The 25,677-nt window shown below is 59.1% G+C and carries 27 protein-coding genes and 2 pseudogenes; 8 read left to right on the top strand and 21 right to left on the bottom strand.

The features are described from left to right. Positions 1–14: 14 nt before the first annotated feature. Positions 15–323 (bottom strand): hypothetical protein, encoded by a 309-nt coding sequence (locus G6R15_RS00475; protein ID WP_164657827.1) that lies wholly within the window; start codon positions 321–323, stop codon positions 15–17. Between the two features lie 228 nt (positions 324–551). Here G6R15_RS00475 and G6R15_RS00470 point away from each other — a divergent pair, with 228 nt between their 5' ends. From G6R15_RS00470 to G6R15_RS00440, 7 genes are all read left to right on the top strand, one after another. After that, positions 552–779, top strand: coding sequence for a twin-arginine translocase TatA/TatE family subunit (locus tag G6R15_RS00470; protein WP_164657826.1), 228 nt, complete (start codon positions 552–554; stop codon positions 777–779). A gap of 6 nt (positions 780–785) precedes the next feature. Continuing rightward, positions 786–1,265: a Sec-independent protein translocase protein TatB gene (gene tatB / locus G6R15_RS00465; RefSeq protein ID WP_164657825.1), complete on the top strand. Its 480-nt coding sequence runs from the start codon at positions 786–788 to the stop codon at positions 1,263–1,265. Continuing rightward, entirely contained in the window at positions 1,262–2,146 is an 885-nt protein-coding gene (tatC, locus tag G6R15_RS00460) for a twin-arginine translocase subunit TatC (RefSeq protein WP_164657824.1), read from the top strand. The genes tatB and tatC overlap by 4 nt, the downstream gene beginning before the upstream one ends. A 266-nt stretch (positions 2,147–2,412) precedes the next feature. Next, positions 2,413–3,189 (top strand): alpha/beta hydrolase, encoded by a 777-nt coding sequence (locus tag G6R15_RS00455; protein ID WP_164657823.1) that lies wholly within the window; start codon positions 2,413–2,415, stop codon positions 3,187–3,189. A 245-nt stretch (positions 3,190–3,434) separates the two neighbouring features. Continuing rightward, positions 3,435–4,685 (top strand): peptidase T, encoded by a 1,251-nt coding sequence (gene pepT, locus G6R15_RS00450; protein WP_373455997.1) that lies wholly within the window; start codon positions 3,435–3,437, stop codon positions 4,683–4,685. A 78-nt stretch (positions 4,686–4,763) separates the two neighbouring features. Continuing rightward, positions 4,764–5,606 carry an ATP-binding protein gene (locus G6R15_RS00445; protein ID WP_164657822.1) on the top strand — a complete coding sequence of 281 codons (843 nt, stop codon included), beginning with the start codon at positions 4,764–4,766 and terminating at the stop codon, positions 5,604–5,606. Between the two features lie 93 nt (positions 5,607–5,699). Continuing rightward, a complete protein-coding gene (locus tag G6R15_RS00440) occupies positions 5,700–6,821 on the top strand; it encodes an aromatic ring-hydroxylating dioxygenase subunit alpha (protein ID WP_164657821.1) in 1,122 nt (373 codons plus the stop codon). A 3-nt stretch (positions 6,822–6,824) separates the two neighbouring features. On the opposite strand, the gene G6R15_RS00435 is transcribed toward G6R15_RS00440, so the two are convergent. Then, positions 6,825–7,469 (bottom strand): SDR family oxidoreductase, encoded by a 645-nt coding sequence (locus G6R15_RS00435; RefSeq protein WP_164657820.1) that lies wholly within the window; start codon positions 7,467–7,469, stop codon positions 6,825–6,827. 42 nt (positions 7,470–7,511) lie between these two features. Next, positions 7,512–7,760 carry a hypothetical protein gene (locus G6R15_RS00430; RefSeq protein ID WP_164657819.1) on the bottom strand — a complete coding sequence of 83 codons (249 nt, stop codon included), beginning with the start codon at positions 7,758–7,760 and terminating at the stop codon, positions 7,512–7,514. Positions 7,761–8,248: 488 nt separating this feature from the next. On the opposite strand from G6R15_RS00430, the gene G6R15_RS00425 reads away from it, so the two are divergent. Continuing rightward, positions 8,249–8,758 (top strand): CHAP domain-containing protein, encoded by a 510-nt coding sequence (locus tag G6R15_RS00425; RefSeq protein ID WP_164657818.1) that lies wholly within the window; start codon positions 8,249–8,251, stop codon positions 8,756–8,758. Between the two features lie 310 nt (positions 8,759–9,068). Here the strand turns inward: G6R15_RS00425 and purF are convergent, their stop codons facing one another. The 18 genes and pseudogenes from purF to G6R15_RS00340 form a co-directional block, all read right to left on the bottom strand. Then, positions 9,069–10,589 (bottom strand): amidophosphoribosyltransferase, encoded by a 1,521-nt coding sequence (gene purF / locus G6R15_RS00420; protein ID WP_164657817.1) that lies wholly within the window; start codon positions 10,587–10,589, stop codon positions 9,069–9,071. Between the two features lie 396 nt (positions 10,590–10,985). After that, entirely contained in the window at positions 10,986–11,543 is a 558-nt protein-coding gene (locus tag G6R15_RS00415; RefSeq protein WP_164657816.1) for a Hint domain-containing protein, read from the bottom strand. Between the two features lie 343 nt (positions 11,544–11,886). Beyond that, entirely contained in the window at positions 11,887–13,677 is a 1,791-nt protein-coding gene (locus G6R15_RS00410; protein WP_164657815.1) for an adenylate/guanylate cyclase domain-containing protein, read from the bottom strand. A 171-nt stretch (positions 13,678–13,848) separates the two neighbouring features. Beyond that, positions 13,849–14,403: a CvpA family protein gene (locus G6R15_RS00405; protein WP_164657814.1), complete on the bottom strand. Its 555-nt coding sequence runs from the start codon at positions 14,401–14,403 to the stop codon at positions 13,849–13,851. 52 nt (positions 14,404–14,455) lie between these two features. Beyond that, the gene (gene radA, locus G6R15_RS00400; protein WP_164657813.1) at positions 14,456–15,817 is read right to left on the bottom strand and encodes a DNA repair protein RadA; all 1,362 of its coding nucleotides are present in this window, start codon (positions 15,815–15,817) and stop codon (positions 14,456–14,458) included. Between the two features lie 380 nt (positions 15,818–16,197). After that, the gene (locus G6R15_RS00395; protein WP_240336681.1) at positions 16,198–17,031 is read right to left on the bottom strand and encodes a DNA repair protein; all 834 of its coding nucleotides are present in this window, start codon (positions 17,029–17,031) and stop codon (positions 16,198–16,200) included. Between the two features lie 100 nt (positions 17,032–17,131). After that, positions 17,132–17,584: a paraquat-inducible protein A gene (locus G6R15_RS00390; RefSeq protein WP_164657812.1), complete on the bottom strand. Its 453-nt coding sequence runs from the start codon at positions 17,582–17,584 to the stop codon at positions 17,132–17,134. Between the two features lie 119 nt (positions 17,585–17,703). Continuing rightward, complete coding sequence (locus tag G6R15_RS00385; protein WP_164657811.1) at positions 17,704–18,075, bottom strand: hypothetical protein; 372 nt, start codon at positions 18,073–18,075, stop codon at positions 17,704–17,706. Positions 18,076–18,182: 107 nt separating this feature from the next. Continuing rightward, positions 18,183–18,929 carry an ABC transporter ATP-binding protein gene (locus G6R15_RS00380; protein ID WP_164657810.1) on the bottom strand — a complete coding sequence of 249 codons (747 nt, stop codon included), beginning with the start codon at positions 18,927–18,929 and terminating at the stop codon, positions 18,183–18,185. Beyond that, positions 18,922–19,362: a hypothetical protein gene (locus G6R15_RS00375; protein ID WP_164657809.1), complete on the bottom strand. Its 441-nt coding sequence runs from the start codon at positions 19,360–19,362 to the stop codon at positions 18,922–18,924. Before G6R15_RS00375 ends, G6R15_RS00380 begins: the two co-directional genes overlap by 8 nt. Continuing rightward, entirely contained in the window at positions 19,359–20,141 is a 783-nt protein-coding gene (locus tag G6R15_RS00370; RefSeq protein WP_164657808.1) for an ABC transporter permease, read from the bottom strand. The genes G6R15_RS00375 and G6R15_RS00370 overlap by 4 nt, the downstream gene beginning before the upstream one ends. A gap of 104 nt (positions 20,142–20,245) precedes the next feature. Then, positions 20,246–21,274, bottom strand: a pseudogene (alr, locus tag G6R15_RS00365) (alanine racemase); the annotation flags it as partial. Positions 21,275–21,320: 46 nt separating this feature from the next. Continuing rightward, a complete protein-coding gene (locus tag G6R15_RS00360; RefSeq protein ID WP_164657806.1) occupies positions 21,321–22,259 on the bottom strand; it encodes an isopenicillin N synthase family oxygenase in 939 nt (312 codons plus the stop codon). Positions 22,260–22,421: 162 nt separating this feature from the next. Then, positions 22,422–22,493 carry a hypothetical protein gene (locus G6R15_RS23070; protein WP_373456004.1) on the bottom strand — a complete coding sequence of 24 codons (72 nt, stop codon included), beginning with the start codon at positions 22,491–22,493 and terminating at the stop codon, positions 22,422–22,424. Positions 22,494–22,596: 103 nt separating this feature from the next. Continuing rightward, positions 22,597–22,950: pseudogene (locus G6R15_RS00355) on the bottom strand (agmatine deiminase family protein); the annotation flags it as partial. Between the two features lie 49 nt (positions 22,951–22,999). Beyond that, the gene (locus G6R15_RS00350; protein WP_164657804.1) at positions 23,000–23,215 is read right to left on the bottom strand and encodes an agmatine deiminase family protein; all 216 of its coding nucleotides are present in this window, start codon (positions 23,213–23,215) and stop codon (positions 23,000–23,002) included. A gap of 74 nt (positions 23,216–23,289) precedes the next feature. Then, the gene (locus tag G6R15_RS00345) at positions 23,290–24,783 is read right to left on the bottom strand and encodes a replicative DNA helicase (protein WP_164657803.1); all 1,494 of its coding nucleotides are present in this window, start codon (positions 24,781–24,783) and stop codon (positions 23,290–23,292) included. A gap of 199 nt (positions 24,784–24,982) precedes the next feature. After that, positions 24,983–25,660, bottom strand: a complete 678-nt coding sequence (locus G6R15_RS00340) for an orotate phosphoribosyltransferase (protein ID WP_164657802.1) — start codon at positions 25,658–25,660, stop codon at positions 24,983–24,985. Between the last annotated feature and the right edge of the window lie 17 nt (positions 25,661–25,677).

The following is a 25,677-nucleotide window of genomic DNA, read 5'->3' as shown; positions in this document are numbered from 1 at the left end:
CGCACCGGTCATCGTCAACCGGCCTTCATCTGCCAGTGTACTTTTTCATGGCGCATCTGTTCGCTTCCGGGCGCGATGGCCGCCATCAGCGCAGGCGCAAAGTCCTGCTTTGGAAAGACAGCAGCGACCTTTTGCGCCGTCTCCATGTCCTGCCAGATCACATAGTCCGTCCAACGCCCGTCCGCGCCCTGGCTGAGCTGGCGGTGCACAAATCCGGGCGTGGCGCGCACAAACGCCTCGGAGGCTTGGCTGAGGGCTACGAAGTCTTTGACGCTTACATTAGGGGCGAGCAAAAAGGTGACGATCTCGGCGACTTGGGTCATTTTGGATACTCCTGTTTGATTGACCTTCGATGGGGTGGACCTAACGTAGGGCAACTGACATAAACCTGTCAGTTGGGTTTCAGTGGGGGTGGAAATCTTCACTTTTGCGGGAGGGGGGCGCGAAATCTGGACCCATGCGCCTTTCCCCGGATCAAGGCGCTGCGCTAGACCTGAGCCCGAGATATTCTGCCGTGCCACCGCGCGGCACCCAAGTTGAGGAGACAACACATGTTGAACAATATCGGCCTTCCCGGCATCCTGCTGATTGCGGTTGTGGTTCTGGTCCTGTTCGGGCGCGGCAAAATCAGCTCGCTGATGGGCGAAGTGGGCAAAGGCATCACCTCGTTCAAAAAGGGCATCAACGAAGGCACCGCCGAGTTGGAGCAGGAAGCCGCTGACGAGGCCAAGGACGTGACGCCCGAAGCCGAAGCCGTGACCGAAAAAGACAAGGTCTAAGCTGGGATGTTCGATCTGGGCTGGACCGAGCTGCTGGTGATCGGCGTCGTTGCGCTGATCGTTGTTGGCCCCAAGGATTTGCCGGTGCTCTTTCGCAATGTCGGTCGCTGGGTCGGCAAGGCCCGCGGCATGGCGCGCGAGTTTTCCAGCGCCATGAACGAAGCGGCGGATCAGGCGGGTGTCAATGACATCACCAAGGGGCTGAAAACCGCGAGCAACCCGATGGGGGCGGCGATGGACGGCGTCAAGGATGCCGCGCGCGAGATGACCAGCGCCATTGACCCCACCAAGTTCGACCCCGAAAGCGAGACCGGCAAGCTGGCGGCTGAACGGGCGGAGGCGGCAAAGAAAATCCAAGCCTCGACCGCGCGTGCAGCTGCTGAGCGCAAGGCGCGTGAGGCCGAACAGGCAATGGCCAAAGCCGAAGAAGCTGAGGCGGCGTTGAACACAGCGACGCCAACCACAGAGACCGAGACCAAAACATGAGCCATACCGACGAGATCGAAGACAGCTCTGCCCCGCTGATCGAACACCTGGCCGAGCTGCGCACGCGGCTTATCCACTGCGTGGTCGCGTTCTTGGTGGGCATGATCGCCTGTTTCACGGTCGCGACGCCGATCTTCAACTTTCTGACCGAACCCTTGTGCGCGGTGCTGAATGAACGTGGCCAGGACTGCGGGTTGATCTTCATCTCGCCGCAAGAGGGTTTCTTTGTCGCCATTAAGGTTTCGCTTCTGGGCGGCTTCATGCTGGCGTTCCCCTACATCGGCATGCAGATGTGGCGCTTTGTGGCACCCGGTCTCTACAAAAGCGAAAAGGGCGCGTTTCTGCCGTTCATGATCGCATCGCCGTTCATGTTCATTCTGGGCGCGTCGTTTGCCTTTTACGTGGTCACCCCGTTGGCCTATGATTTTTTCCTGGGGTTCCAGCAGTTTGGCGCCGAGGGCGAGGCCGTGACCGACACAGCGACCGCCGCACCGCTGAGCGTGGTGTTCCAGGGCTCGGCCCAGGAATACCTGAACCTGACCATCAAGTTCATCGTGGCCTTTGGCATGTGTTTCCAGCTGCCTGTATTGCTGACGCTGATGGGCAAGGCGGGTCTGGTCAGTGCCGAGGGTCTGGGCAACGTGCGCAAATACGCGGTTGTCGCCATTCTGGTGCTGGCCGCACTGGTGACGCCGCCGGATGTGATCACTCAGGTCATCCTGTTTGTTGTGGTCTATGGCCTTTACGAGGTGTCGATCTTCCTGGTTGGCCGCGTCGAGAAAAAGCGCGAGGAACAGCTGCGCGCTGATGGCTATTATGACGACGAGATGGAAGCCGAAATGGATGAGGATCTGGCCGAGCATGACGATGACCTGAAGTAGGAGGGCCTCTGCCAGGGCCGCAGGTCCCACATTGGCCAAGGTCTTTTGCTAGGCTTATCTGACCGTCAACGCCGCCGCGTGGTGTAATTGATGGGCAAAAAAATGGACACCCTCGCCGATCTCGGCGAGGGTGATTTCGTGTTAGGTGTCTGTTCTTCAGGTAAATCGGATTTCGTGCACCTTGTCGCTAACTGAAATTTCGTGAAATCTGGTCGCATGATGTGACGGCAGTGCGTTGGTTTTGAATCCATTTGGGGGAAATATGAATGTCGGAACCAGATACACCGCCAGTTTTGCTACTAACGGGGACCAACGCGGCGGCGTGGACAATGGCGAACGTACAGGCGTCATTTGAGGCATCGGGATATACCTGCCACAGCCTGACCTACCGCTATCATGAACTTCCGCCCGGTCCAGAGCGTGACAGCAAGCTGGTTGGGCTGAGTATCGCAGACTACGTAGAAGACGCCCGGCGCGCGATCGAGGGAATTGGTGAAGCTCCGATTGTGGTCGGTCATTCCCTTGGCGGGGTCATTGCACAGCTTTTGGCGGCGCAGGGTGCTGTTAGGGCCGGCGTCCTTCTTAACAGTAGTGTGTTGAACGGTGTGCTGGCGACGACGGACGGAGAGCGCAATCTGGGGAAACTGTTCATTTCAGCAGGTGCTTTCTGGGAACAGGCGCTCGGGCAGGACCTGGATCTTTTGGTGAAATATGGTCTGAACACATTGCCCAAGGATCTGCAGCGCGACATCCATGCGCGTCTGGGCACCGAATCTGGTCGCGTTCTGTTCGAGTTTGTTTTTTGGATGTTCGATGAACTCCAGACCACCCTTGTTGACCCTGCGCATGTGACCTGCCCATTGCTTTTTGTTTCAGGGACTGAAGACAAGGCGGTGGCAACGAGTACGGCTAAAAGTATGGCCGCGCGCTATGAAATCGCAGATTTCCTTGTTGTGGAAAAAGCCTGTCATTACATGCAGTTCGACGAGTCCTGGCCGGAAACTGCGCAAAAGGCGCTGGATTGGTTGGATCACAAGATTTGAGAGACGTGTAATTTCGAACTGCGGACCGCAGCCACCGTTTTTGGCCAAGACATCCCCCCCAACGAATGCGCGACCGGGAGTCTTTGACGAGGATGACTGTGAGACGGAACAACACGCATGGATTGGTAACCGCTTCTGTCTCAAACTGATGGTTGATGTGTTGATGATCGGCTCCATATGCGCGAAGAATGGGCGAAACTTGTATGAAAAGGTCGGCCCGGAGCAGGCCCGTTTTTGGAGATCCCATGACAGCAAATCTGGACACGAGCTTTGACGCGGAACTGCAAGAACGCCTGATGCGTTATGCTGCCATCGACAGCCAGAGCGACGCCACCACCGGCATCACTCCCAGCACCGAATGTCAGTGGGACATGCTGCGCCTGTTGGAGCAGGAGTTGACCGAGATTGGCGCGGCCGATGTCGAGTTGACTGACTACGGCGTTGTGTTGGCCACTGTGCCGGGGACCGTTGCAGGGCCGACGATCGGGTTTCTGGCGCATGTGGACACGGCGCCGCAGTTCAACGCCACTGGGGTCAAACCGCGTGTGATTGACGGATACAACGGGGGCGACATCACCTATCCCGATGACGCTGATCTGGTTTTGTCACCCAAAGATCACCCGTATCTGGACACCAAGGTGGGGCATGACATCATCACTGCTTCTGGCACGACGCTTTTGGGTGGGGATGACAAGGCCGGCGTTGCGATCATCATGACCATGGCGCGCCATCTGCTGAGGGCAGACGATGCCCGGCACCCGACGCTGCGGCTGGCCTTTACACCCGACGAAGAGATTGGTTGCGGCTTTGACAACCGGTTGGCGGATGATCTGAAGGTTGATTTTGCCTATACGCTGGACGGGGGTGTCGTGGGCGAGGTGGTTTACGAGAGCTTTTCGGCCGACGGGGCTGTGGTGACAGTGACCGGCGTTTCCATCCATCCTGGCTATGCCAAGGATAAGATGGTCAACGCGATTCATCTGGCGTCCAAGATCATCCAGACCTTGCCGCAGGCGACCATGCAGCCGGAAACGACTGATGGGGACGAGGGATTCATTCATGTCACGGATATGAACGGTGGATCGTCGCAAATGGAGCTGAAGTTCATTCTGCGTGATTTTGAACTGGATGGTCTGGCGGCCAAGGGTGATCTGTTGCAGCAGGTTTGCGCGGCGGTGCAAGCGTCCGAGCCGCGGGCAAAGATCACCTGCAAGATCGCGCCGCAGTATCGCAACATGCGCTATTGGCTGGAAAATGACATGACCCCGGTTGAACTGGCCCGCGCGGCCTGCGCCGACAACGGGGTCGAGGTTCTGTCAGTGCCGATCCGGGGGGGCACCGATGGCTCGCGGTTGACGGAAATGGGTATTCCCACGCCCAACATCTTTACTGGCATGCAATGCATCCACGGGCCAAAGGAATGGATTTCGGTTCAGGATATGGCGGCAGCCACCAACGTCTGCCTGAGCCTGGTGCAGCGCGCCGCCAAGGGGTGAGTGTGAGCGGGCAGGGTGCTTGTGCGGCCTGTCCAAACCTGCTTTGACCCTTCTACAAGAAGACCCCCGGAGGATCCCATGACCGAGATGACCTTGACCCGCATTGCCGAAGCGTTGGAACGCATGGCACCGGCCCCCTTGGCTGCCCCGGATCTTGACGCGGCCAGCGCCTTTGTCTGGCATGTGGAGCCGGACCGTCTGATCCCGGTGCCCGAGGTCAACCGGGTGGCGCTGGAGCTGCTGGTGGGGATCAACCGGTCGCGTGATACGCTGCTGGATAACACCCGCCGGTTTGCCGCTGGATTTGGCGCGAATAACGCATTGCTCTGGGGCGCGCGCGGGATGGGAAAATCAAGCCTAGTCAAGGCTGTACATGGCGCGATTCACGCGGATCTTCCGGGTCTGAAACTGGTGGAACTGCAACGCGAGGATCTGCCTTCGGTGGGGCGATTGCTGAACCATCTGCGCGGATCCGAGCACCGGTTTATCTTGTTCTGTGATGACCTGTCGTTCAGCCATGACGACCAGCACTACAAAAGCCTTAAGGCGGTGCTGGATGGTGGGATCGAAGGGCGGCCCGAAAATGTGCTGTTTTATGCCACGTCCAACCGCCGCCACCTGATGCCGCGCGACATGATCGAAAACGAACGCCAGAGCGCGATCAACCCGTCCGAGGCGGTCGAGGAGAAGGTCTCGCTGTCGGACCGGTTTGGGTTGTGGCTGGGCTTTCACCCCTGTGATCAGGACGAGTATCTGGCGATGATCGACGGCTATTGTGCGGCTCATGGCATCAGCATCGATGCGGCCACCCTGCGGGCCGAGGCGATCGAATGGCAGGCCACGCGTGGCGCGCGGTCTGGCCGGGTGGCCTGGCAGTTCTTTTGCGATCTGGCGGGGCGGAACGGGGTCGCCTTGGGCTAATCGTTTGAACGCGTCGGTTATGACGTTTTCTGAACAGACAGGATGTGGTCTCTGGCGCGGTATGGATGCAGCCAGTCAGGGAGGACACGAGCCATGCGGGACGAGTGCGCGTTTGAGAACTGCCGCAAGGCGGCGGATGAGGCGTCGAGTCTGCCACCGCAATGTTATGTTGCAAGTGATGCGCAAGCTGCTGAGATAGAGCAGTTTTTCCGACAGGGGTGGGCTGGCATCGGGCGTTCAGACATGGTGGCCGGTCCCGGTGACTACATTACTCTGGATTTCGCGGGTCAGAGTGTTTTGCTGCTGCGCGACAAGGAAGGTGCCCTGCGCGCCTATGCCAACAGCTGCCGTCACCGGGGCGCGCGGCTGGTGGACGGAGAAGGGAGTTGCAAAGGCATCCGCTGTCCGTTTCATTCCTGGTTCTATGCGCTCGACGGGCGGCTGGTGTCAGCACCGCAGATGGAGGCAGCACAAGGGTTTGACCGGGCCGACAACGGGTTGATTGCCTATCGTGCCGAAGAGCGGGCGGGGTTTGTTTTCATTTGTCTGGATCAGGCAGCGGACCCGCTAGACCTGCATCTGGGGGATTTTCAGGACATCCATGCGCCCTGGCCATTGGCCGAGCTGAACACCGTGCGACGGCGCGAGTTGGAGGTCGACTGTAACTGGAAAATGTTCCTTGAGGTGTTCAACGAATATTACCACCTGCCGTTTGTGCATCCCGATTCCATCGACAGCATCTATGCCGCACCTGATCCGGCGGATCAGGTGACGGGGGCCTTTGCCACGCAGTTCGGGCGGACGGAGGGCACCGGGGCGCTGCTGGAAAGTGCTCAGGACAGCGCGCTGCCCGATATGCCGGGTCTGACGGGGCAGGCGACGAAAGGAGCGCGCTATACCTGGGTGTTCCCGAACATGACATTTGCCGCCAACAAGGACGCGCTGTGGTGTTACGAGGCTTATCCGCTGGCCCCGAACCGCTGCAAGGTGGTGCAGACCGCCTGTTTCCACCCCGAAACCTGCGCCTTGCCGGGGTTTGATACCCGTGTGGCAGCTTATCTGGAGAGGTTGGATGCGGCATTGGCCGAGGATGTGCCGGCCTTGGTCAATCAACAGCGTGGCATGGCGTGCCCCGACGCGCTGCCTGGGCGGTTTCAGCCGCATCTGGAGCCCAATGTGGCCAGTTTCGCGCGCTGGTACAGTGACGCGATCTGAGGGTCAGAGATTGGCGACGATCTTTGCAGCCTCATCCGAGACCGAGGCCAGCGCCTCGCGGTCCTCACCGGGGTGAAAGCGCGCGCGCACAGCCGTGGGCATGGGTGCGGGTTCGACGATGGTGACACGGGGGCCGGTCTTGACCGTTTCAGCCGCCCAACTGCGCGCGAGCGCCATCTGCGCGCCTTTGGTGGCGCCATAGGTGCCATAGAACTTTTCGCCCGCCTTGGGGTCGTCAAAGAAGACGGCTTGCCCCTCGTGGCCCAGCAAAGGCGCGACATAGGGGATCAGGATCGAGGTTGCGGTGGTGTTGATCGCCAGCGACTTGTTCCAATCCTTGGGATCGACAAAGTTTGCAGGCGTCAGAGGTGCTGCATGAATGGCCGTGTGCAACCACAGGTCCAATTTGCCCCAGCGATCATGAATGCCCCGACACAGCGTCGCCATGGCATTGGGATCAGTAATGTCCATCGGCGCGAGCGTAGCACTGCCGCCCGCCGCCTGAATGCGGTCATCCAGCTCTTCGAGCGCGCCAGTGGTGCGGGCCACGGCGATGACGTGATGGGTGAGGGCAAGCGCCTCGGCCAGGGCTGCGCCAAGGCCGCGCGAGGCGCCGGTGATCAGGGCAATTTTGGGTGCGTCGGTCATGCGCGCGGTTTGAACCCAGTTGCGCGACCCGTCAAGTGCAGATCAGCTGCCCGCGATATTCAGCCGCTCTGTTCGGCCGTTTTTCTGCAGGATCAGCCCATCCTTGTCGATGCCGACGACTTGGGCGGAATTGATACGGGCACCGGGTTTGATCTGTTTCACGCGCCCGGATGAGGTGCGCACCAGCGCGCGCATGTCGTCCTGCGCGCCAAAGACACCCAAGACAGAGGTGCTGTTGCGTTTGAGCGTGCCTGGCTGAGTGGCCGCTTTGTTAACTGTGGAATTGGACATGAGCGTTTCCCCAAAAAAGCTCGGAACTGGTTTACCGAAGCGGGGACCTATCAGGCCCGCTGAAGAGGTTAAAGAGGCCGAGGTGACCCATGCGCGGGGTTTTGCTGCAACTGCACGGTGAGCTGCGTTGGCCGTGTGATCGCGGTTGGGTTTGGCAAGCGAGTTGAGGTGCAAACAGTAATCTATTCTGAACCAGTTGTCAGCTGAGCACTGTCCCGACGCTTCATTTCCAAAGGCGGTTTTGAGCCCGCTGGAAGCCACGTACGCAATCGCAACCACCATCAGTAAGCGAGGGTTCACGCCTTTTGGGATGGTCTTTGGCCTGAATGCCGCGCGCAAAACAGGCAAAATCTTGCCGGAGAGCTGGTAAGTCTCTTTTCTTTGCCAGCGTGATTACCGTAAAACCCCCTGAACATTTGAACTGGTAGTGACGCTTCGTGCAAAACAACGCTTTCAGAACATCCTCGATTTGGCTGCGCCTGTCCGGCATGGCCCGGACCGCAGTTGTGTTGGGGCTGTTCGGTTTTGTCTCTGCCTGCGCTCAAGGCCCGACCTACTTGACCCTCGATCCAGAACGTCAGTCGATGGCGTTGCGCGAGGTAGCACACAAACAGGCCCGAGGGCAAAGAGTGTGGTGCGTGCCTTACGCACGAAACCTGAGCGGCATTGAAATTCGTGGCAACGCCAAGACCTGGTGGGGCAAAGCGCGCAATACCTATGAGCGCGGTGCTGAACCGGTTGTCGGCGCAGTGATGTCGTTTCGGGGCACCAGAGGGATGCCATTGGGGCATGTGGCCGTTGTATCGGGTGTTGTTTCTGAACGAGAAATCATCGTGAACCACGCCAACTGGCACCGCAACAAGGTATCGTTGAAAATGGGCGTCAAGGACGTGTCCAAAAACAATGACTGGACGCTGGTCCGGGTCGAAACCCAGCCGGGCCAGTATGGCAATTTCTACCCGGTGAACGGATTTATTTATCCGAACGTTGACGGGTAAGTTGCCCCAATTTCCGATCGCACCAGCGGTGCGCCAGCGGATTGTGCCTTAGGCTGAATTCACCATGATTGTAAAGTTCAGACACTGACTAGCCTGTGCAGTGAACCCGTGCGACAGCATCGTCCGCTGTTCAGAGTTCCGTTCGATCACGCGATTATCGGCACTTCGAATTTTGCGCACGAATTGTTGCTGTCTTGGGCGTTCAGGGTGTGTTCGTGAAAAGACCCGCCTTATGTAAGGCCGGTCTGGTTTCTTTACCGAGGCATGAGGCAAGCGGGTTGGGACAGTGTTTGCACCTGCGCCGCCGTTGTCATCCCGACGCCAGTTTGGCCGCGTTCCAAGAGGATCCGGCGACTGGCATATCCTCGATCTTCTTGCTGACGCGGCTGCTGGATTCCAGATGCTCGAGATAGCTGTCGTCAAGGCCGGTGATGTAGTTGCCGTCAAAGCAGGAGCAGTCGAACTGTTTGATCTCGGAGTTGCCCTCTTGTGCGGCCCAGATCAGATCATCGAGGTTTTGGTAGAACAGCGCATCGGCGCCCAGTTCTTCGCGGATTTCCTCGATGCTTAGACCGTTGGCGATCAGTTCGTGCTTGGTGGGCATGTCGATGCCGTAGACGTTGGGGTAGATCACGGGCGGCGAGGCGGATGCGATGTAGACCTTTTTGGCACCGGCCTCGCGGCACATCTCGACGATCTTTTTGATGGTGTTGCCGCGAACAATCGAGTCGTCGATCAACAGGACGTTGTGACCGTCGAACTCAAGCGGAATCGCGTTCAGCTTGCGGCGGACCGATTTCTGGCGCTCGGCCTGACCGGGCATGATGAAGGTGCGGCCCACATAGCGATTTTTCACCAGACCTTCGCGGTAGGGGATGCCGGTGGCTTTGGCGACCTCAAGCGCGACGGGGCGGGCGCTGTCGGGGACGGGGATGATACGGTCAATGTCCAGCCCGCTGTCTTCGATCTGTTTCGCCAGCGTCTGACCCATGCGCATCTGCGTTTTGTAGACCGAGATGCCGTCGAGCAGTGAATCGGGGCGAGCGAGGTAGACGTATTCAAAGATACAGGGCGTCAGGTTGCCCTCGACGGCCTGGAATTCATGCAGGTTGCCGTCAAGATCGACCAGCAGCGCTTCGCCGGCTTTCAGATCGCGCAGTTTGGTGAACCCGTTGATGCCGAACGCCACATCCTCGGAGGCAAAGGCGTAGTCGTCGCCGTTCCCTTCGGCGTCGCGTTTGGCCACTGACAGGGGGCGGATGCCATGGGGGTCACGAAACGCCAGCATGCCGACGCCCGCGATCAGGCAGATCACGGAATAGGCACCCTGGATGCGCTCCATCGTCATTTTTACGCCAGCGAACAGGTTGCGGATCGGATCGGCGTTGCCGTTGACCTTGATCGCGTCGGCCACTTTGTCAGCCAGGACGTTCAGCAGGATTTCGGAATCGGACGTGGTGCGCAGGTGGCGGCTGTATTTGGCAGTGACCTTTTGGCGCTGCTCTTCGGTGTTGGTGATGTTGCCGTTGTGGACAAGGTAGATGCCGTAAGGCGCGTTCACGAAGAAAGGTTGTGCTTCAGATGCACTCAGCGAGCCTGCGGTGGGATAGCGGACATGGCCCATGCCGATCTTGCCACGCAAGGTTTCGGCGTCATCGGCTTTGAACACGTCCTTGACCAGACCGTTGGCCTTGCTCTCGCGAAAGTTCTCGCCAGTGTAAGTCACGATGCCCGAGGCGTCCTGACCGCGATGCTGCAACATCAGCAGACCGTCATAGATCTCGGCAAAGACTTCGTCTGTCCGGCTTGCGATCCCCAAAATCCCGCACATGTAAGGGCTCCAAAATCTGCGGCTGTGGCCGCGTGAGGTGTTGCTGCAGTTGGCGATGTTTTGTGCCTTGGCAGCCCGTCTGGGCACTTGCGGCGGCAGTATATGTCAAGATCGGCCAAAATGGAGCGTCGATTGCAGCATCAACTCGACAGCACCGGGAGAGGGGGCAGACCTATCGTGCGGTTACCTGTCCAAGGACATGTCAGGTGCGTCGTTTGTCAGTGTGGGCACGGCCCTGAGTGAGGGGCCGGTCCAGTCGGCGGGGGGCATCTGCGGGCTAGGCAAGGCAGGCAGCTCCGATTCCGTTGCGAGTGTTGGCCCCCACATAATGCCTAAGGGGCGCTCTGTCACGAAAGGATCACATATCTTTTTTGCCGCAGGTGGAGACGTAGGGCATCACGCCGCCAAATCAGGAGTGTAGGTGTGATCCGACATCATCAAAAGCAGCGCGCGTGTCTCGCCATAGCTGAGTTTGCGATAGGGGCTGTCTTGCCCGTCAATGCCGGCGTGGATCAGCGCGCCGGTCTGCGCCCAGAGGATTTCACCCTCGGCGAAGTGCAGGCGGTGAACAGGGGCGGGTTTGCTCTGGATTGGGTGAATGCCGCAGTGACCGGCAAGGGCCGAGACCGGGGCCAGAACCAGCGGCAGGCCATAGAGGGCGCGGCAGGTAGGGAACGTCAGAGCAAGATGCTGATCCTCGGTCATCAGAAGGTCCGAGCACGCGCCCAATGTGCCGCCGGGAACGCACCATAGCGTGGTGGCATCCGGTTGCCGGGTGACCTGCGTCACTGGGCGGAAACCGCCGTCAAACGTGGCCACTTTCGTACCCATGATCACGTCTTGGACTTGGGTCCAACCGTTGCAGGTTTCAACCATCGTGCCAGCGATCAGGCCAGGGTGGAGCTTGGGGGCTGCGGTGAACTGGGCAAAGGCTGTTTTGTGCTTGAGATGCATGGCGGGTTCCTCCGAGGTTTTGTCTGTTCTGGACTGGGACCAGAGAAGCCGGGGAAGTGTGCCAAATTTTCGACATGATTAGGGCCGAATTCGCGAACTGTTTCTGAACATGGAACAGAGACCGCTGACGTGTAGTGTTTCCTGCGGATATGAAAACGCGGGGTAAGGAATGGTTAACCAAGACAGGGGCTTAGGACGTCGATACTGCATGCGGGTTGGTTCGATTCGGAGGCGACAACCTGGTCGGTTCAAGGCAGATTTTTGGAAAAAATGAGGCAGTTCGAACAGCAAACGCAAGATGCAAGATGAACTGTTCCACCTTCCACGGGCCGACATGTGATGGTTAGTCGGGCATGCCGGCAGTTCGCAGATCGCCCAGCCAACGGTCCAGCGCTCCGGGGGCTGTCCAGACATCAGCGTAGCGATCGACTTCGAATTGCAAGGTGCGATTTGGGATCGCCTCGAGAAGCTTGGCCATGGTTTCGCGCGCCATGTCCTCCTTGCCCGCGCAGACCTGGATTACCGCAAGTTTGGGCAATGCCCGCGATGGCAGGTTCGAAACCTGCTGGATGGTTTGCAAGGCCTTGCCACACCGTTGGTCAGCCCAATACGCAAGCGCCAGTTCGGTGTTGTAGGACCAGTCGTGCAGCGGGTCGATGTCTATTGCGTGTTGGATGTCGGCAATGGCGCCATCGATGTCACCTAAGAGAACCTTGGTTGATCCGCTGGCGCGATAGACGTTCGAATAGCTTGGGTTAAGCTGTTTGACCTTGTCATAGATCTGCAACGCGGCCTGCAGGTTGCCACGTGATTCCTGCAATCGGCCCAACAGGTAGTGGTTCAGGTAATTGGCGCTATCCAGCGAGATTGCCTGTCTCGCCAGAGCCTCGGCTTTATCAAGATCTGCTTCACGTTCGTCGTTGGTGCTGGCGTAGTGAGACTCGGCCCAATGAACAAAGCCCATGGACATGTATCCAATCGAGGCCTCGGGGTCGGCATGGATGGCGGCTTTGTAGTATTCGACCGCCCGTGCATTTGCCTCTTGCCCCGGTTTGCGGAAATGGCTGAACCCTTCGGCAGCCAAATGCATGGCTGTCACCGTGCTGCGGGTTCCCTTGGGAGGGGTATAGTGCGACACGCGTCCGCCGACGGTCGAGGCGACCGAACGGATGATTTCCCCCTGAAATTCGAACAATTGCCCAACTTCCCCTTCAAACCTTTCGGACCAGAGGTGATCGCCGGTGATTGCGTCGATCAATTGAACCGAAATCGCTAGTTTCTCACCGATCTTTTGCTGGCTGCCGTTCAGAATCAGATCCGCACCGAGCGCGTCGCGGATGGTTTCAAGGTCGGCCTCTTGGCCCTTGAACTTGAAACTGGAATTCCGAGCGATGGTTTTGAACGTCGTGTAGCGTGACAGGTTGTTCAAAATACCCTCGCTGATGGCATCACTCAGATAGCCGTGATCCGTGCCCGGACTTTGATCTTCGAACGCCATGACGGCCAGTGTGGGTTCGCCTGATCCGGGGCGGTTCAGTGTCCACGGGGTGAACAGATAGGCCGCAAAAGTTGCAAGCAGGAGCGCTGCGCTCAGCATCAAAGCCAGGGTGCGATTGGGGCGCGTCTGAGCACCGAGCGCTTTTGCGTCTTGTTGCGGCCAAACCCAGACACCGACCTTTTTCTTGATGTTTTTCAGTTTGTAATCACCGGCAAAGGAGAAGGTCGCATCAATCTTGTCCACGACCAGATCGGCCAGTGGTTTGGACAGGCAAATCCCCCCGGTTGGAGCCATCTGTTCAAGGCGGGCCGCGACGTTCACGCCGTCACCCATCAGGTTGTCCCCATCGACCAGAACATCGCCTATATGGACACCGATCCGAAAGGGCAGGTCGTCCAGATTCAGTGTGGTCTGGATGCGAAGCGCGCACCGCACGGCTTCGACGGGGCTGGCGAATTCGGCAACGACGCTGTCGCCCGCGCTGCCGAACACACGCCCGCCGTGAGTTTCGATCTCGGTATCAATTTTCTGGCGTAAGCTTTTGAGAAGAAGAAATGTTTCTTCTTCATCTTTCTCCATTCGCGTGGAGAACCCAACCGCATCCGCAGCCAGGATGGTTGCCAATCGTCTGGTCATGGCCCCGTCCTTTGGTCAAAGCCTAACTCAGGAAAGGCGGTTCACCCAAAGGAGTCAAGTATGGCCCGTTTGTTTGGCAACCATGTTCAACCCCGGCGACTGATGGGCCGGGGTTGCATTGCTGGGGCACATGTAGGGGCGCAATCGCCCGTGCCACCAAGAAACAGGCGCTTACTGCGAGCAGGCGCCAACCAGGTTTTCGTACTGCTGCGTGACCCAACCCAGAGCTTGCTCGGGGTTCTGCGCTTCGATTTGGCCGGTCATGCTCGCAAACACTTGCGCCGAGCGGCTTTCATCCACGATGGTAAAATTCTGGCCGGTCATGACGGTGTCGTAGACAAAGAAAGCCACAGCCACCAACAGGATGCCGCGCGCGACGCCGAAGAAGAACCCGAGGCCCTGATCCAGCCCGCCAAGCGCCGAACGCTGTACCAGCGAGGAAAAGAGCGGCGTGAAGAAGCTGACGATGATCAGCGCCAGCGCAAAAACGGCAGCAAAGGATGCGATGATCGACAGCTCACAGCTGCCAGTCAGGAAATCGCCCACCACGGGCAATTCCTTGATCAGGGGCATGGCCTTGGGTGCAAAGATGAAAGCCAGCACAGCGGCGGCCACCCAGCCCGCGATTGCCATGGCCTCGCGCACAACGCCGCGCGAATAGGCCAGCAGCGCCGACAACACGATGATCAGGGCCACAACCCCGTCGATAATGGTAAAACCTTCCATGGCCCTCGCCTGTTCCGTCTACGTGCTCGCCCCGAAGGACTTTTCCAGCACCTTAGCCTGCTCCGAAAGTTTCGCCAACAAAACCGGTCAGATCCGCGGGACGCTTAAGAGTAAGCCCGCCGCCTGTGCCAGTTTTGCCGCCAGCCGGAGCAATAGCGGAGGTGAAACCAAGTTTTTGCGCTTCTTTCAACCTGTTTTCCGTCTGAGGCGCCGGTCTGAGGGCGCCAGAGAGAGAAATCTCGCCAAAAACCACTGTATCTGCGGGCAGCGCGGCATCTTCGCGGGCGCTGAGCAGGGCAGCGGCCACGGCCAGGTCGGCGGCGGGTTCGGAAATCTTCATGCCGCCGGCGACGTTCAGATAGACATCAAGCCCGGCAAAGGGGATGCCGCAGCGGGCCTCGAGCACGGCCAGAATCATCGCCAGCCGCCCGCCATCCCAGCCCACCACGGTGCGGCGGGGCTGCGAGTGGGGCGAGGGGGCCACAAGCGCCTGCAGCTCGACCAATACAGGCCGCGTGCCTTCGATGCCGGAAAAAACCACCGAACCCGGGCTGGGTTCGCCGCGTTCAGAGAGAAAGAGAGCGGAGGGGTTGAGCACTTCGGCAAGGCCAGCACCGGTCATTTCAAAGACGCCGATCTCGTCGGCAGGGCCAAAGCGGTTTTTGACGGCGCGCAGGATGCGGAATTGGTGGCCCCGTTCCCCTTCGAAATAGAGCACGGTGTCGACCATATGTTCAACAACGCGGGGGCCCGCGATCTGTCCGTCCTTGGTGACGTGGCCGACCATGATGATCGAAACGCCGTTGCGTTTGGCGAATGTCGTCAGCTCGTGCGCGGCGGCGCGAACCTGACTGACGGACCCCGGCGCGCTGTCCACATTGTCGGCCCACATGGTCTGAATCGAATCGATAATCGCCAGCTGCGGTTTCTCGGCCTCAAGCGTGGTGAGGATGTCACGCAGGTTGGTTTCGGCGGCCAGCTGCACCGGGGCGTCGCTGAGGCCAAGGCGCCTGGCGCGCATGCGAACCTGTGCGCTGGCTTCTTCACCGGAAACGTAGAGCGTTTTCAAGCCAGAGCGCGCAAATTGCGCGGCTGCCTGCAGGAGCAGTGTGGATTTGCCGATGCCGGGATCACCGCCCACAAGGATGGCCGAGGCCGGCACCAGACCGCCGCCCAGAACCCGGTCAAGCTCTCCCATACCGCTGAGGGTGCGGGGGCGCGGGGTCTCTTCGGTCGAGAGGTCTGTGAGCGTGATAGAATGCCCGCGCTTGGCGCCCAGAGATTTTGAGGCGGGGCCGGTGGAGAGGCCTTTGTCCTGAGAAATGGTGTTCCATTCGCCGCAGCCTTCGCAGCGGCCAGACCATTTTGTAAAAGAGGCTCCACAGGCGGAGCAGGAGAAGGATGTTTTTGCCATGGCGCCTTGATGCCTGAGGTGTGGCAGCTCCTCAAGCCCTGACGGGCTTTTGTCGCTGCCGGGGGCGGAGGCCGCGCCTCAGGCCCCGCTGGGGCCATCGGCGCGGCCTTGGGGGCAAACTGCGCAGGGGGCTCTGTGGCGATATGGCCAGTTGTTCCAGCGGGTGGATGTCACAGATCGGTGTGGAGGACATGTGTGAGGATGACATGGTAAGCGATCTTGCTGCGCCCGACCCGAAGTTGATTGGCGCGGCAATTGACGGCAGTTGAGGCTTGGCGCCTGATCATGGTGCAGCCGATGCCATTTGTGCAGCGGGCCTTTCAGATCCGGGATGCGGCGGCATCAAAGTTCAGGGTCAAGCAGATCAAACTCATTTGGCTCTAGTCCTTGGAGCGTGACGATTGTAGCGGCACCACCGATCCCTCGTCCGGGTCGGTGCCGTCGGGGGGGCTTTGGAGTTGCGCTGACAGCTCGGGCAGAAGTTCGAACAGCTCTTCGCGCAGGCGGGACAGCTGTGATTTGGCGACTGATTCTTCGATCTCGACGTCACGGGTCCATTGCCGCAGCTCGTGCATGATGATCTTGGCCTCATCGATCCGGGTGGTGAACTGCTCCAACTCTTCTTGGCGTTGCCGCAGGAAGGTACGGGCGCGGTCGACCTTGGCGTCGGAATAGATATCCGCCAGCTCGTGGCTCACCTGGCTCATCTGTGCGGCGAGTTCCAGCACCTCGGGTTCCAGATCGCCCAGTTCGGGGTGTTCACGCAAGAACGCCAGCCGATCCTTGACCGCGTCGAATTCTGACGCGAGCTGAAACGTATCCGCACGGTCAGCTGCATGAGCGGCGTGGTAGGCATGGGCGACGTCATTCATGTGGATGTGAAAGTCGCGATGCGAGCGTTCCAGCGCCAGAATGCGACCATTGGCGGGCAGGTAAAAGGCCAACATCACGGCCAAACAGGTCAGACCGATCTGGGCCAGCATGCCTGCCTGCGGGTGCATCTGCCCACCGATCCCGGCCTGTAAGGACAGCCACGGCCAGACGCCGGTGGCCGACAGCAGCGAGGCCAGTACCCCGGCAAAAGCGGCGATACATATAAGGAAGAAGGCGAGACGTATGAAAAGAGCTTGGACGCGAAACACGAACTTACGAATGGTGGACATAGGCAACCTTTCCGACCGAAACCAATGCGGCACCGGAACCAGCGGAATCATGCTCACATAAAATGCGGAGCGCCCCCCAGCGGACCCGGCCAATCAATCACTTTGCTGCTCGAACTTTAATGATGATACACAAATACGGCTTTTCAAGCAATTACGTGGTTTCATTACCGCGCTTAAGGGCCCGTTCACTGAGGTGTCCCAGCAACATCGAGGTCAGGATGCAGGCGGTAAACATGTAAAGACCCCAGGCCGGTTCGATGGTCCCGACACCAATGCTCTTGACAACGGTGATGTAGATCGCGGCCAGGAAAATATCGGCCATCGCGAGTTTCCCAAGCACGTGCAGGACAGGGAAGGTGCGGGTGTCGAGCAGGTCCCATTGCACCAGGGCCAGGCCGATTGTTTTGAGGTAGGGGGCGAAGATGGCAAAGAACGTCACCAGCAGGGCGAGAAAGATGTCTGACGCCCAGAGCGCTTGCAGGCCGGTGAGCACGCTGATTTCGGACAGGCCAAAGATTGGCAGTAACCCTGCGCGCATGAGTGGCGCGAACCATGCGATGGGGTAGAGGATCAACAGCGACAGGGTGGCCAGGCGTAATAGCATGAGCGGGACTTAAGGGCTTGTCCCGAACACTACAAGATCAGTTGGCGTTCAGTGCATTTGGAAGCATTTTCCCAAAGATCATTCGTAACCGGGCCTTTTGGCGCATTTACCTGCCGACGCTACTTTTGTTGTTCGCAGATGGGAAGGTTGTGCCATTGGTATTTCTTATGGATCTCCAACATCATGATCGAAACGGATATGATCGAGGATATGAGCAATAGTATGGGAATGGCCTCAAAGGTCCGTGGTCGCCAATGTGTTTTGAAACCTGCAATGACCCAGATTACAAACAAAAACAGGTTCAATACGATGAGAGCGATGGTGAAGACCACACCATAGTAATCAAAAAATGCATCGCCTGTTTCCGAGAACGTAGGCCAAAATAGTTTTACCAGCAGCAAGATGATTATGAGGCAAAAGACATAGATGCCAACCGTGCTCGCCTTTGACCTAATTTGGGCAACGCGTTTCGCCAGAAGTGCTGCGAACATGGCAAATGGCAGCAACTGGACAGAAACTGTTGCAATATACGCCCACGCGGTTGGTCTTAAGTCAAATCCTCGAATTTCACTCAGAGGAATGCACGTTGCGTCCATCGTTATCGCACCGCCTCGATCGGCCCTTCAGCCCTGCCATGGATGAACTGATCCAGATGCGGATCGCCGCTGGCGTCCATGTCCGCAACAGGTCCGGTCCATTGGATGACGCCGTTGTGGAGCATCGCGACGTTGTCGGCGATGGCGCGGACGGAGGACATGTCGTGGGTGATGGTCATCGCCGTGGCGCCCATTTCCACCACGATTTCGCGGATCAGGTCGTTGATGACGCCGGACATGATCGGGTCGAGGCCGGTGGTGGGCTCGTCGAAAAAGATGATTTCGGGTTCGGCGGCGATGGCGCGGGCCAGGCCGACTCGTTTTTGCATGCCACCTGACAATTCGGCGGGCAGGCGGTCGGCGACGTCTGCCTTGAGGCCGACGCGGCGCAGTTTTTCGATGGCGATTTCGCGCGCCTCCTCCGTCGGGCGTTTGAGCGAGCCGCGCAGCAGGCGAAAGGCCACGTTTTGCCAGACGGTGAGCGAATCAAACAGTGCGCCACCCTGAAACAGCATCCCGAACTTGGCCAGGAACGCGTCACGGTCGCCTTTACGGGCGTCTTGACCGTCGACCGTGATGGTGCCGCTGTCCGGTGTAATCAAACCCAGCACGCATTTCAGTGCAACGGACTTACCGGTGCCCGAACCGCCGATGATGACCATGGAGGACCCTTTGGGGATCTCAAGATCCATCCCGCGCAGCACATGATTGTCGCCAAACGACTTTTTGACGTTGTCGAGCTTAATCATGGAGCACCGTAAAGTCACTGTCTTTGGGGCGGCGGTGCCAAGGGACTTCGCCGGTTTCATAGCGGAAATTGGCCTGGAGGTCTTGCGGCGAACGGATCGTGTCGGCGAGCAGAGTGATGGCAAAGGTGGCGCGGGTGGTGCGGCGCATGCCAAAGGTTTTGCCTGCCTCTGTTGCGGTTTCCTTGTCCACGATCACACGCTCGCAGATTTCTTCGAGGCAGCGGAAGCGTTCGCCGACCAGAAAAGCGTAGGCTTCGTCGCGGGTTTTGCCTTGCAGAAAACCAAAGGCGATCTGGCTCAGCTCGGCGTCAAAGCCCATGGTCTGTTCCAGCCGCTGGGTGTTGAATTCCCCCAGAAGCTGGCTTTGGGCGCTGGCCGTGAGGGGCAGCGACAGGGCAAGGGCGGTTGCGGCGGACAGGATCAGGCGGGTCATAGCGAAAAGAATACTCCGGTCAGGACGAAGTTGGCGGCCAGGATGAGCACGGCGGCGGCCTCGACCGAGCCTTTGGTGGCGCGGCCCACACCTTGGGCCCCACGGCCCGAGTTCATGCCGTAGTAGCAGCCCATGATGGCGGCGATGGTGCCGAAGGCGGCGCCTTTGACAAGGGACGAGACAATGTCGCGCATTTCGAGAAAATCAACGGTATTACGCAGATAGGCGGCAGAGTTGAAGCCCAGGTTCTGCACAGCAACAGTGTAGCCGCCTGCGATACCGATGATGTCACCAATGGCTACCAGAGCAGGCACCGTCAGCAGTGCGGCCAGCACGCGGGGCGCGACAAGGTATTTCATCGGGTGGGTCGACAGCGTGACCAGCGCGTCGATCTGCTCGGTCACTTTCATCGTCGCGATCTCGGCCGCGATAGAGGATGTGACGCGTGCTGCGATCATCAGACCAACAAGAACAGGGCCAAGTTCGCGCACCATTCCGATGGCGACGATCTGTGGCACGACGGCCTCAGCATTAAAACGAGCGCCGCCGGCGTAGATTTGCAGTGCAAGCGCGCCACCGGTGAAGATTGCGGTCAGTCCGACTACAGGCAGCGACAGCCAGCCGATGTTCAGCAGCGCCACGCCAAATTCACGCGGGTAGAACGGCGGGCGCAGCATGTGCGACAATGCATCAAGCGCAAAGATCGCCACCCGACCAAAAGCCGCCATGACGGTCAGGACGGCGCGACCGAGTTGTCCCAGCAACAAAACGGGGTTCATCCAGAACGCCCCTCGCGCAGCAGCTCGGGGCGCTTGCGTAGCAGCTTCTGCTGGATGCTTTCCAGCGCGTTCGAGGACGCTTGAGCCGCCAGCTTTTCAGCGCCGGAATATACTCGCTGGTACCGGTGTCCCATGGACGTCAGGATTTCATAGCCGATTGTCTCGGCTGCCTCGGCCAGATCATCAACGGTTTGGCGGCGGTTCAAGAGTTGCACGCTATCAGGCATGCCGTCGATGTCGGTGATGTCCACCGTGATCAGATCCATCGACACGCGGCCGACAACGGGGCAGGCGGCGTCACCGATATAGACGTCGATGCCATTGCCAATGGCGCGGATCAGCCCGTCTGCGTAGCCTGCAGCGATGGTTGCGACCCGCGAAGGGCGCTTGGCTGTCCAGCGGTTGGAATACCCCACGGTTTCGCCTGTCGCGACGTCGCGGGTCTGAATGACAGGGATATCCAGGGTTACGACGGCCTTCGCCTCGTCATAGGGTTCGCCACCATAAAGGCCCACACCGGGGCGGCACAAATCGAAATGGTAGTCGGGCCCCATCAGCAAGCCACCAGTGGCAGCAAGGGATTTCGGCGCTTCAAGATCGTCCGTCAAATCCTTGAAAACGCGTAGCTGTTGGCGATTCATTTCATGCCCCGGCTCATCAGCGCAAGCCAAGTGAGACATGACCAGAACCGGATTTTGCTGTAGCGCGATCTCACGCAGGGCGGCCCATTCGTCTGGTTCCATCCCCAGACGGTTCATACCTGTGTCGAGCTGGATGCCAAAAGCGTGGCCTGGCAGTTCTTCGACGTGGCGCAGCATCTGATCGACCGAGTTCAGCATCGGAGTCAGGTTATTGTCGCGCAGCACGTCACGGTCACCGGCCATGTGACCGGAAAACACCGAGACGCGAGGGCCAGGACCCACTGCACGGCGCACCGCGATGCCTTCTTCTGCGATGGCAACAAAGAAGTGGCGCGCGCCGGCGTCAGCCAAGGCGCGAGAGACGCGGCCTGCGTCCAGCCCATAGCCGTCCGCCTTGACCACCGCGGCGGTCTCGACAGAAGTTTTTGAATCAAGCGCCCGCCAGTTGTCGGCGAGCGCGCCCAGATCGATCGTCAGTCTTGCAGTACTCATGGCCCGTTCATGACATGGGCGGGCCATAGGTCAAGGGGGAAATACCCTAATTGGCGGCGGGTTTATGCGCATCATAGGCCGCTTCAAGCTCGGAGCGCAGGAAATCGGCGAATTTGAGCGGCGGAAATTTCGGCTCGCCGGTTCCCGGAAGTGGTTCAATGACCGTGTTCACATGGGGATCGTAGAAGAAGGGGCAACTGTAACGTTCGCGCCCCGACCGGTTGATCACACGGTGCGGGGTGGACAGAAGTTTACCGTTGGACATGCGGTGCAGCATGTCGCCGACATTGACTACAAAGGTGCCTTCGCGCCTGGGCACATCGACCCAGTTGCCCGCGGGTGTTTTGACCTGCAAACCGCCAACATCGTCCTGCACCAGTAGCGTAAGGCAGCCAAAATCGGTGTGTGGGGCGGAACCATAAAGATCTTCGGGGCTGCGTTCGGACTGTGGCGGGTAGTGCAACAGGCGCAGCCAGGTGGTCGGTGTGTCGAAGGCTGATAGAATCGAAGAATTTTTGATTTCAGCGGCTTGCAAGGCGATATTCATCAGGCGACGGCCCAATTGGCGCATGGCCGCATCATAGGATGTGAGGGCTTCGCGAAAGCCTTGCACCTCGGGCCAGCGGTTGGGGCCGCTGAGATAGATGTCCGGATCGGCCTGGGCATCTTCGCGCATCATCATGAAGCTGGCGGATTGGTTCGGTTTGGAGACATCTGCCAGCGTTGAATTGACGTCGGTTGAACTGTTGATCGGAATGTAGCCGCGGTGTGTCTTGTCGACGGCCACGGTCATCTTGTGTTCCAGCGGCAGGGCGTGGAACCGCGCAGAGGCGTCGAAGAGATTCTCGATCAGCTGCGGATCAATACCGTGGTCTTTGATGTAGCCAAAGCCGGTGGTGCCGTAGGCGGCGCGAAACTCGGCTGCGATGTCGGCATTGGGTCGGTCCCCCAGTCGAATGACGGGGATTTCGGTGAATTCAGTCATGATGAACCCTTTTATGTTTTGTCGGATAAGAAAAGCAGGGGCAAAGCGCCCCCGATCTATCCGGCGAAACGTTTACGGCGATGGCCGAAGTGGCGTTCGAGTACCACGAGATATGCGAACTTGCGGGTCATGGTGGCATCTGGCGGAAAGGGCGGGTTCAAGTCAAGCAGGCATCTGCTGGGTGGCGCAATGAATGCCGCCACCAAGTTCCCCCAAGACCTCCGTGTCGAGCATGATCACCTCGCGGCCGGGGTAATAGCGGGCAAGCGCACGCGCGGGCCGTGGCGTTAGCGCAGCGGTTCCCGGGGTGCGAGGCGATCACGGCCCCGTTGCAGGCATAGTAATTGGCATAACTGCTAAGTGCGTCAAGGTCGCGCACGCGGCCATCATAGCCGGTTGAGATTGTGTCGACACCCAGACCCACATTGATCAGCCGGTCGCGCAAGGCATAGGCGGATCGGGAAAAGGGGTCGTTTGCCTCAGGCTCGGGGTCAAGTATCATCAGCCCGGTCTTGGGTCCGGTGAAGCGAGCGAAGCCATCGATGTGATCGTCGGTCACGTCCTGACCCTTGACCCCTTTGCCCCAGATCATGCGCGTTGCGCCATAGGCGGCGAGCGGGCGCTGTTCAATCTGGTTACGGTTCGGGCCGGGATTGCGAATTGAGTTCACCCAACTGCTTTCATTGGCCATCAGTAGGCCATGACCACGGACCTAAACCCCGTCAGCTTCGCCGCGCAAGTTACTGTAAAAAAGGTAATCCCATGCGATCTACCACAGGGCGGGCGATCTGTTCGTCGTCGCGCAGATGATAGCGCCGCCCCCAGCCGTTGAAATTCACGCCACGCACAGACAGCTGCCCGACGCTGTTCTTGGAAAAGACCGGCGATTGCATAAAGGTGCGCTGACGGCGCGCCTCTTGTGCGGGAACCCGGCAATCGTCACTTGCTTGCGTCATCCCGGCCCCTCCGACATACAAAGACGCCCCGACGATCTGGGTCAGGGCGTGGCGTCGTGTGATCGGGAGGGGGCTCAATAACCGCCGTCGTCGCCGCCGTCCTGTTGCCAGGGTTTGGCGAGGTTGCCAAAGCGAGTGAATTGACCCTCGAACGACAGATCGACCGAGCCGATGGGGCCGTGCCGCTGCTTGCCGATAATCACCTCGGCCCGGGCATGCAGACGTTCCATGCGTTCCTGCCAGGCGGCCATTTCATCCAGCCTGTCGTCCGACGGTTTTTCCCGTTCGACATAATATTCTTCGCGGAACACGAACATCACCACGTCGGCGTCCTGCTCGATCGAACCTGATTCCCGAAGGTCCGACAGCTGCGGGCGTTTGTCGTCGCGACTTTCAACGCCACGGCTGAGCTGAGACAAAGCGATGACGGGGACGTTGAGTTCTTTGGCGATGGCTTTCATGCCCATCGAGATCTCGCCAATTTCCTGAACCCGGTTTTCCGCCGTACCGCGACAGAGCTGCAAGTAGTCGATGATCAACAGATCCAGCCCGTGCGTTCGCTTCAGGCGGCGGGCGCGGGCGGCCAGCTGACTGATCGGCAGGGCCGGTGTATCGTCGATGAACAGCGGACAGGCCTCAAGCGACTTGGCGGCATCCACAAAGCGGCGGAATTCGCCTTCGGTCATGTCGCCGCGTCTGATCTGTTCGGATGGAACTTCGGAGGCTTCGGACAGGATACGCGCGGCGAGCTGTTCCGAGCTCATTTCGAGAGAGTAGAACCCCACGACGCCGCCCTGAACAGTGCCCTCGGTGCCATCGGGGCGAATGCCGCGTTTATAAGCCTTGGCCACGTTAAAGGCGATGTTGGTCGCGAGCGACGTTTTCCCCATCGACGGACGCCCAGCAAGGATCAACAGGTCAGACGGGTGCAGGCCACCCAGCTTTTTGTCCAGGTCGATCAGCCCGGTCGAGACACCGGCCAGACCACCATCGCGCTGATAAGCGGCGTTGGCGGTGTTCACCGCCTCGGTCACGGCCTTGAGGAAGGAGACAAAGCCGCTTTCGGTCTGGCCCTGTTCCGAGAGCTTGTAGAGCTTCTGTTCCGCCTCGACGATCTGTTCACGCGGTTCCGAGTCAACGTTGACCTTGGCGGCCTTGTCCGAGATGTCGCGACCCAGCCCGATCAGCTCGCGCCGGATCGCCAGATCATAGATCATCTGCGCATAGTCACGCACCGCAAAGGCGCTGATAGATGCCGCAGCCAGATTGACCAGATAAGCGGGGCCGCCCAGTTCCTTGAGCCCCTCATCGTCTTCCATAAATGCCTTGAGCGTGACCGGCGAGGCCAGTGCATTTTTGGCGATCCGTGCTGACGCGATCTCGTAGATGCGCGCGTGCACGGGGTCGTAGAAATGCTGTGGTCCGATGACCGATGCCACCCGGTCGTAGACGTCGTTGTTGGTCAGAATCGCGCCCAGCAGTTGCTGTTCTGCTTCGACCGAATGTGGCATCGTATCGGCATTCTGGACCTGCGCCGGTACCTGCTCGATGTTGCTTATCTCGTTCATTGTTTTGTGTGCGTCCCCTTGAGCCATGGGTGATAGACGAGGCAGGGGATTCCTAGCAAATTGTATGTTTGTGTGGATATCATGTGCATATCCTGACCCCCATCATATTGACGCGAGTCAGGGTAAAAATCCAACATTTTGTGGTCTGGCGTAGAAAATCATGCTGCGGATTTTCGCCAATGCCGAACCTGACCCTCGGTTAGGATTTGTTGGCTTCCTGCCACGCGCGCGGGTCGTTGAGGAAGGATTCGACATCCCGCAGCGTCTCGTCGTCGAACGCTTTTTGCGCCTTCGCCTCGGCCAGAACATCCCACCAGGTGCACAAGGAATGCAGTTGAACACCGTGATCGCCCAGCGTCTTTTCCGTTTCGGGGAAGATGCCGTAATAGAAGATCACCGCCGTGTGCCCACAAGTCGCACCGGTTTCGCGAATGGCATCCACAAAGCTGAGTTTCGAGCCGCCATCGGTGGTCAGATCTTCGACCAGTAGAACACGTTCGCCTTCGCTCATTGCGCCCTCGATGCGAGCGTTGCGGCCGTAACCTTTAGGCTTTTTGCGCACATATGTCATCGGCAGGGCCATCCGCTCGGCCACAAAGGCGGCAAATGGGATGCCTGCGGTTTCGCCACCGGCGATGTTGTCGAACGCCTCAAAACCTGCATTACGCATGACGGTGACGGTCAGAAAGTCCATGAGCGTTGAGCGGATGCGCGGATAAGAGATCAGCTTGCGGCAGTCGATATAGGTCGGGCTTGGCAGGCCCGAGGCCAGCGTGAACGGCTCGCGCGAGTTGAAGTGCACCGCCTTGATTTCCAGCAGCATGCGGGCGGTCAGACGGGCGATCTCTTCGACGGGGGGGTATGAGGTGGGGATCATCGGAACATCCTTAGGGC

It is taken from the genome of Tropicibacter sp. Alg240-R139 (assembly GCF_900537075.1).
In the GTDB taxonomy this organism is placed as follows: Bacteria; Pseudomonadota; Alphaproteobacteria; order Rhodobacterales; family Rhodobacteraceae; genus Falsiruegeria.
Note: the sequence above shows the minus strand (reverse complement) of the source record. Positions and strands in the feature narration are given on the sequence as shown.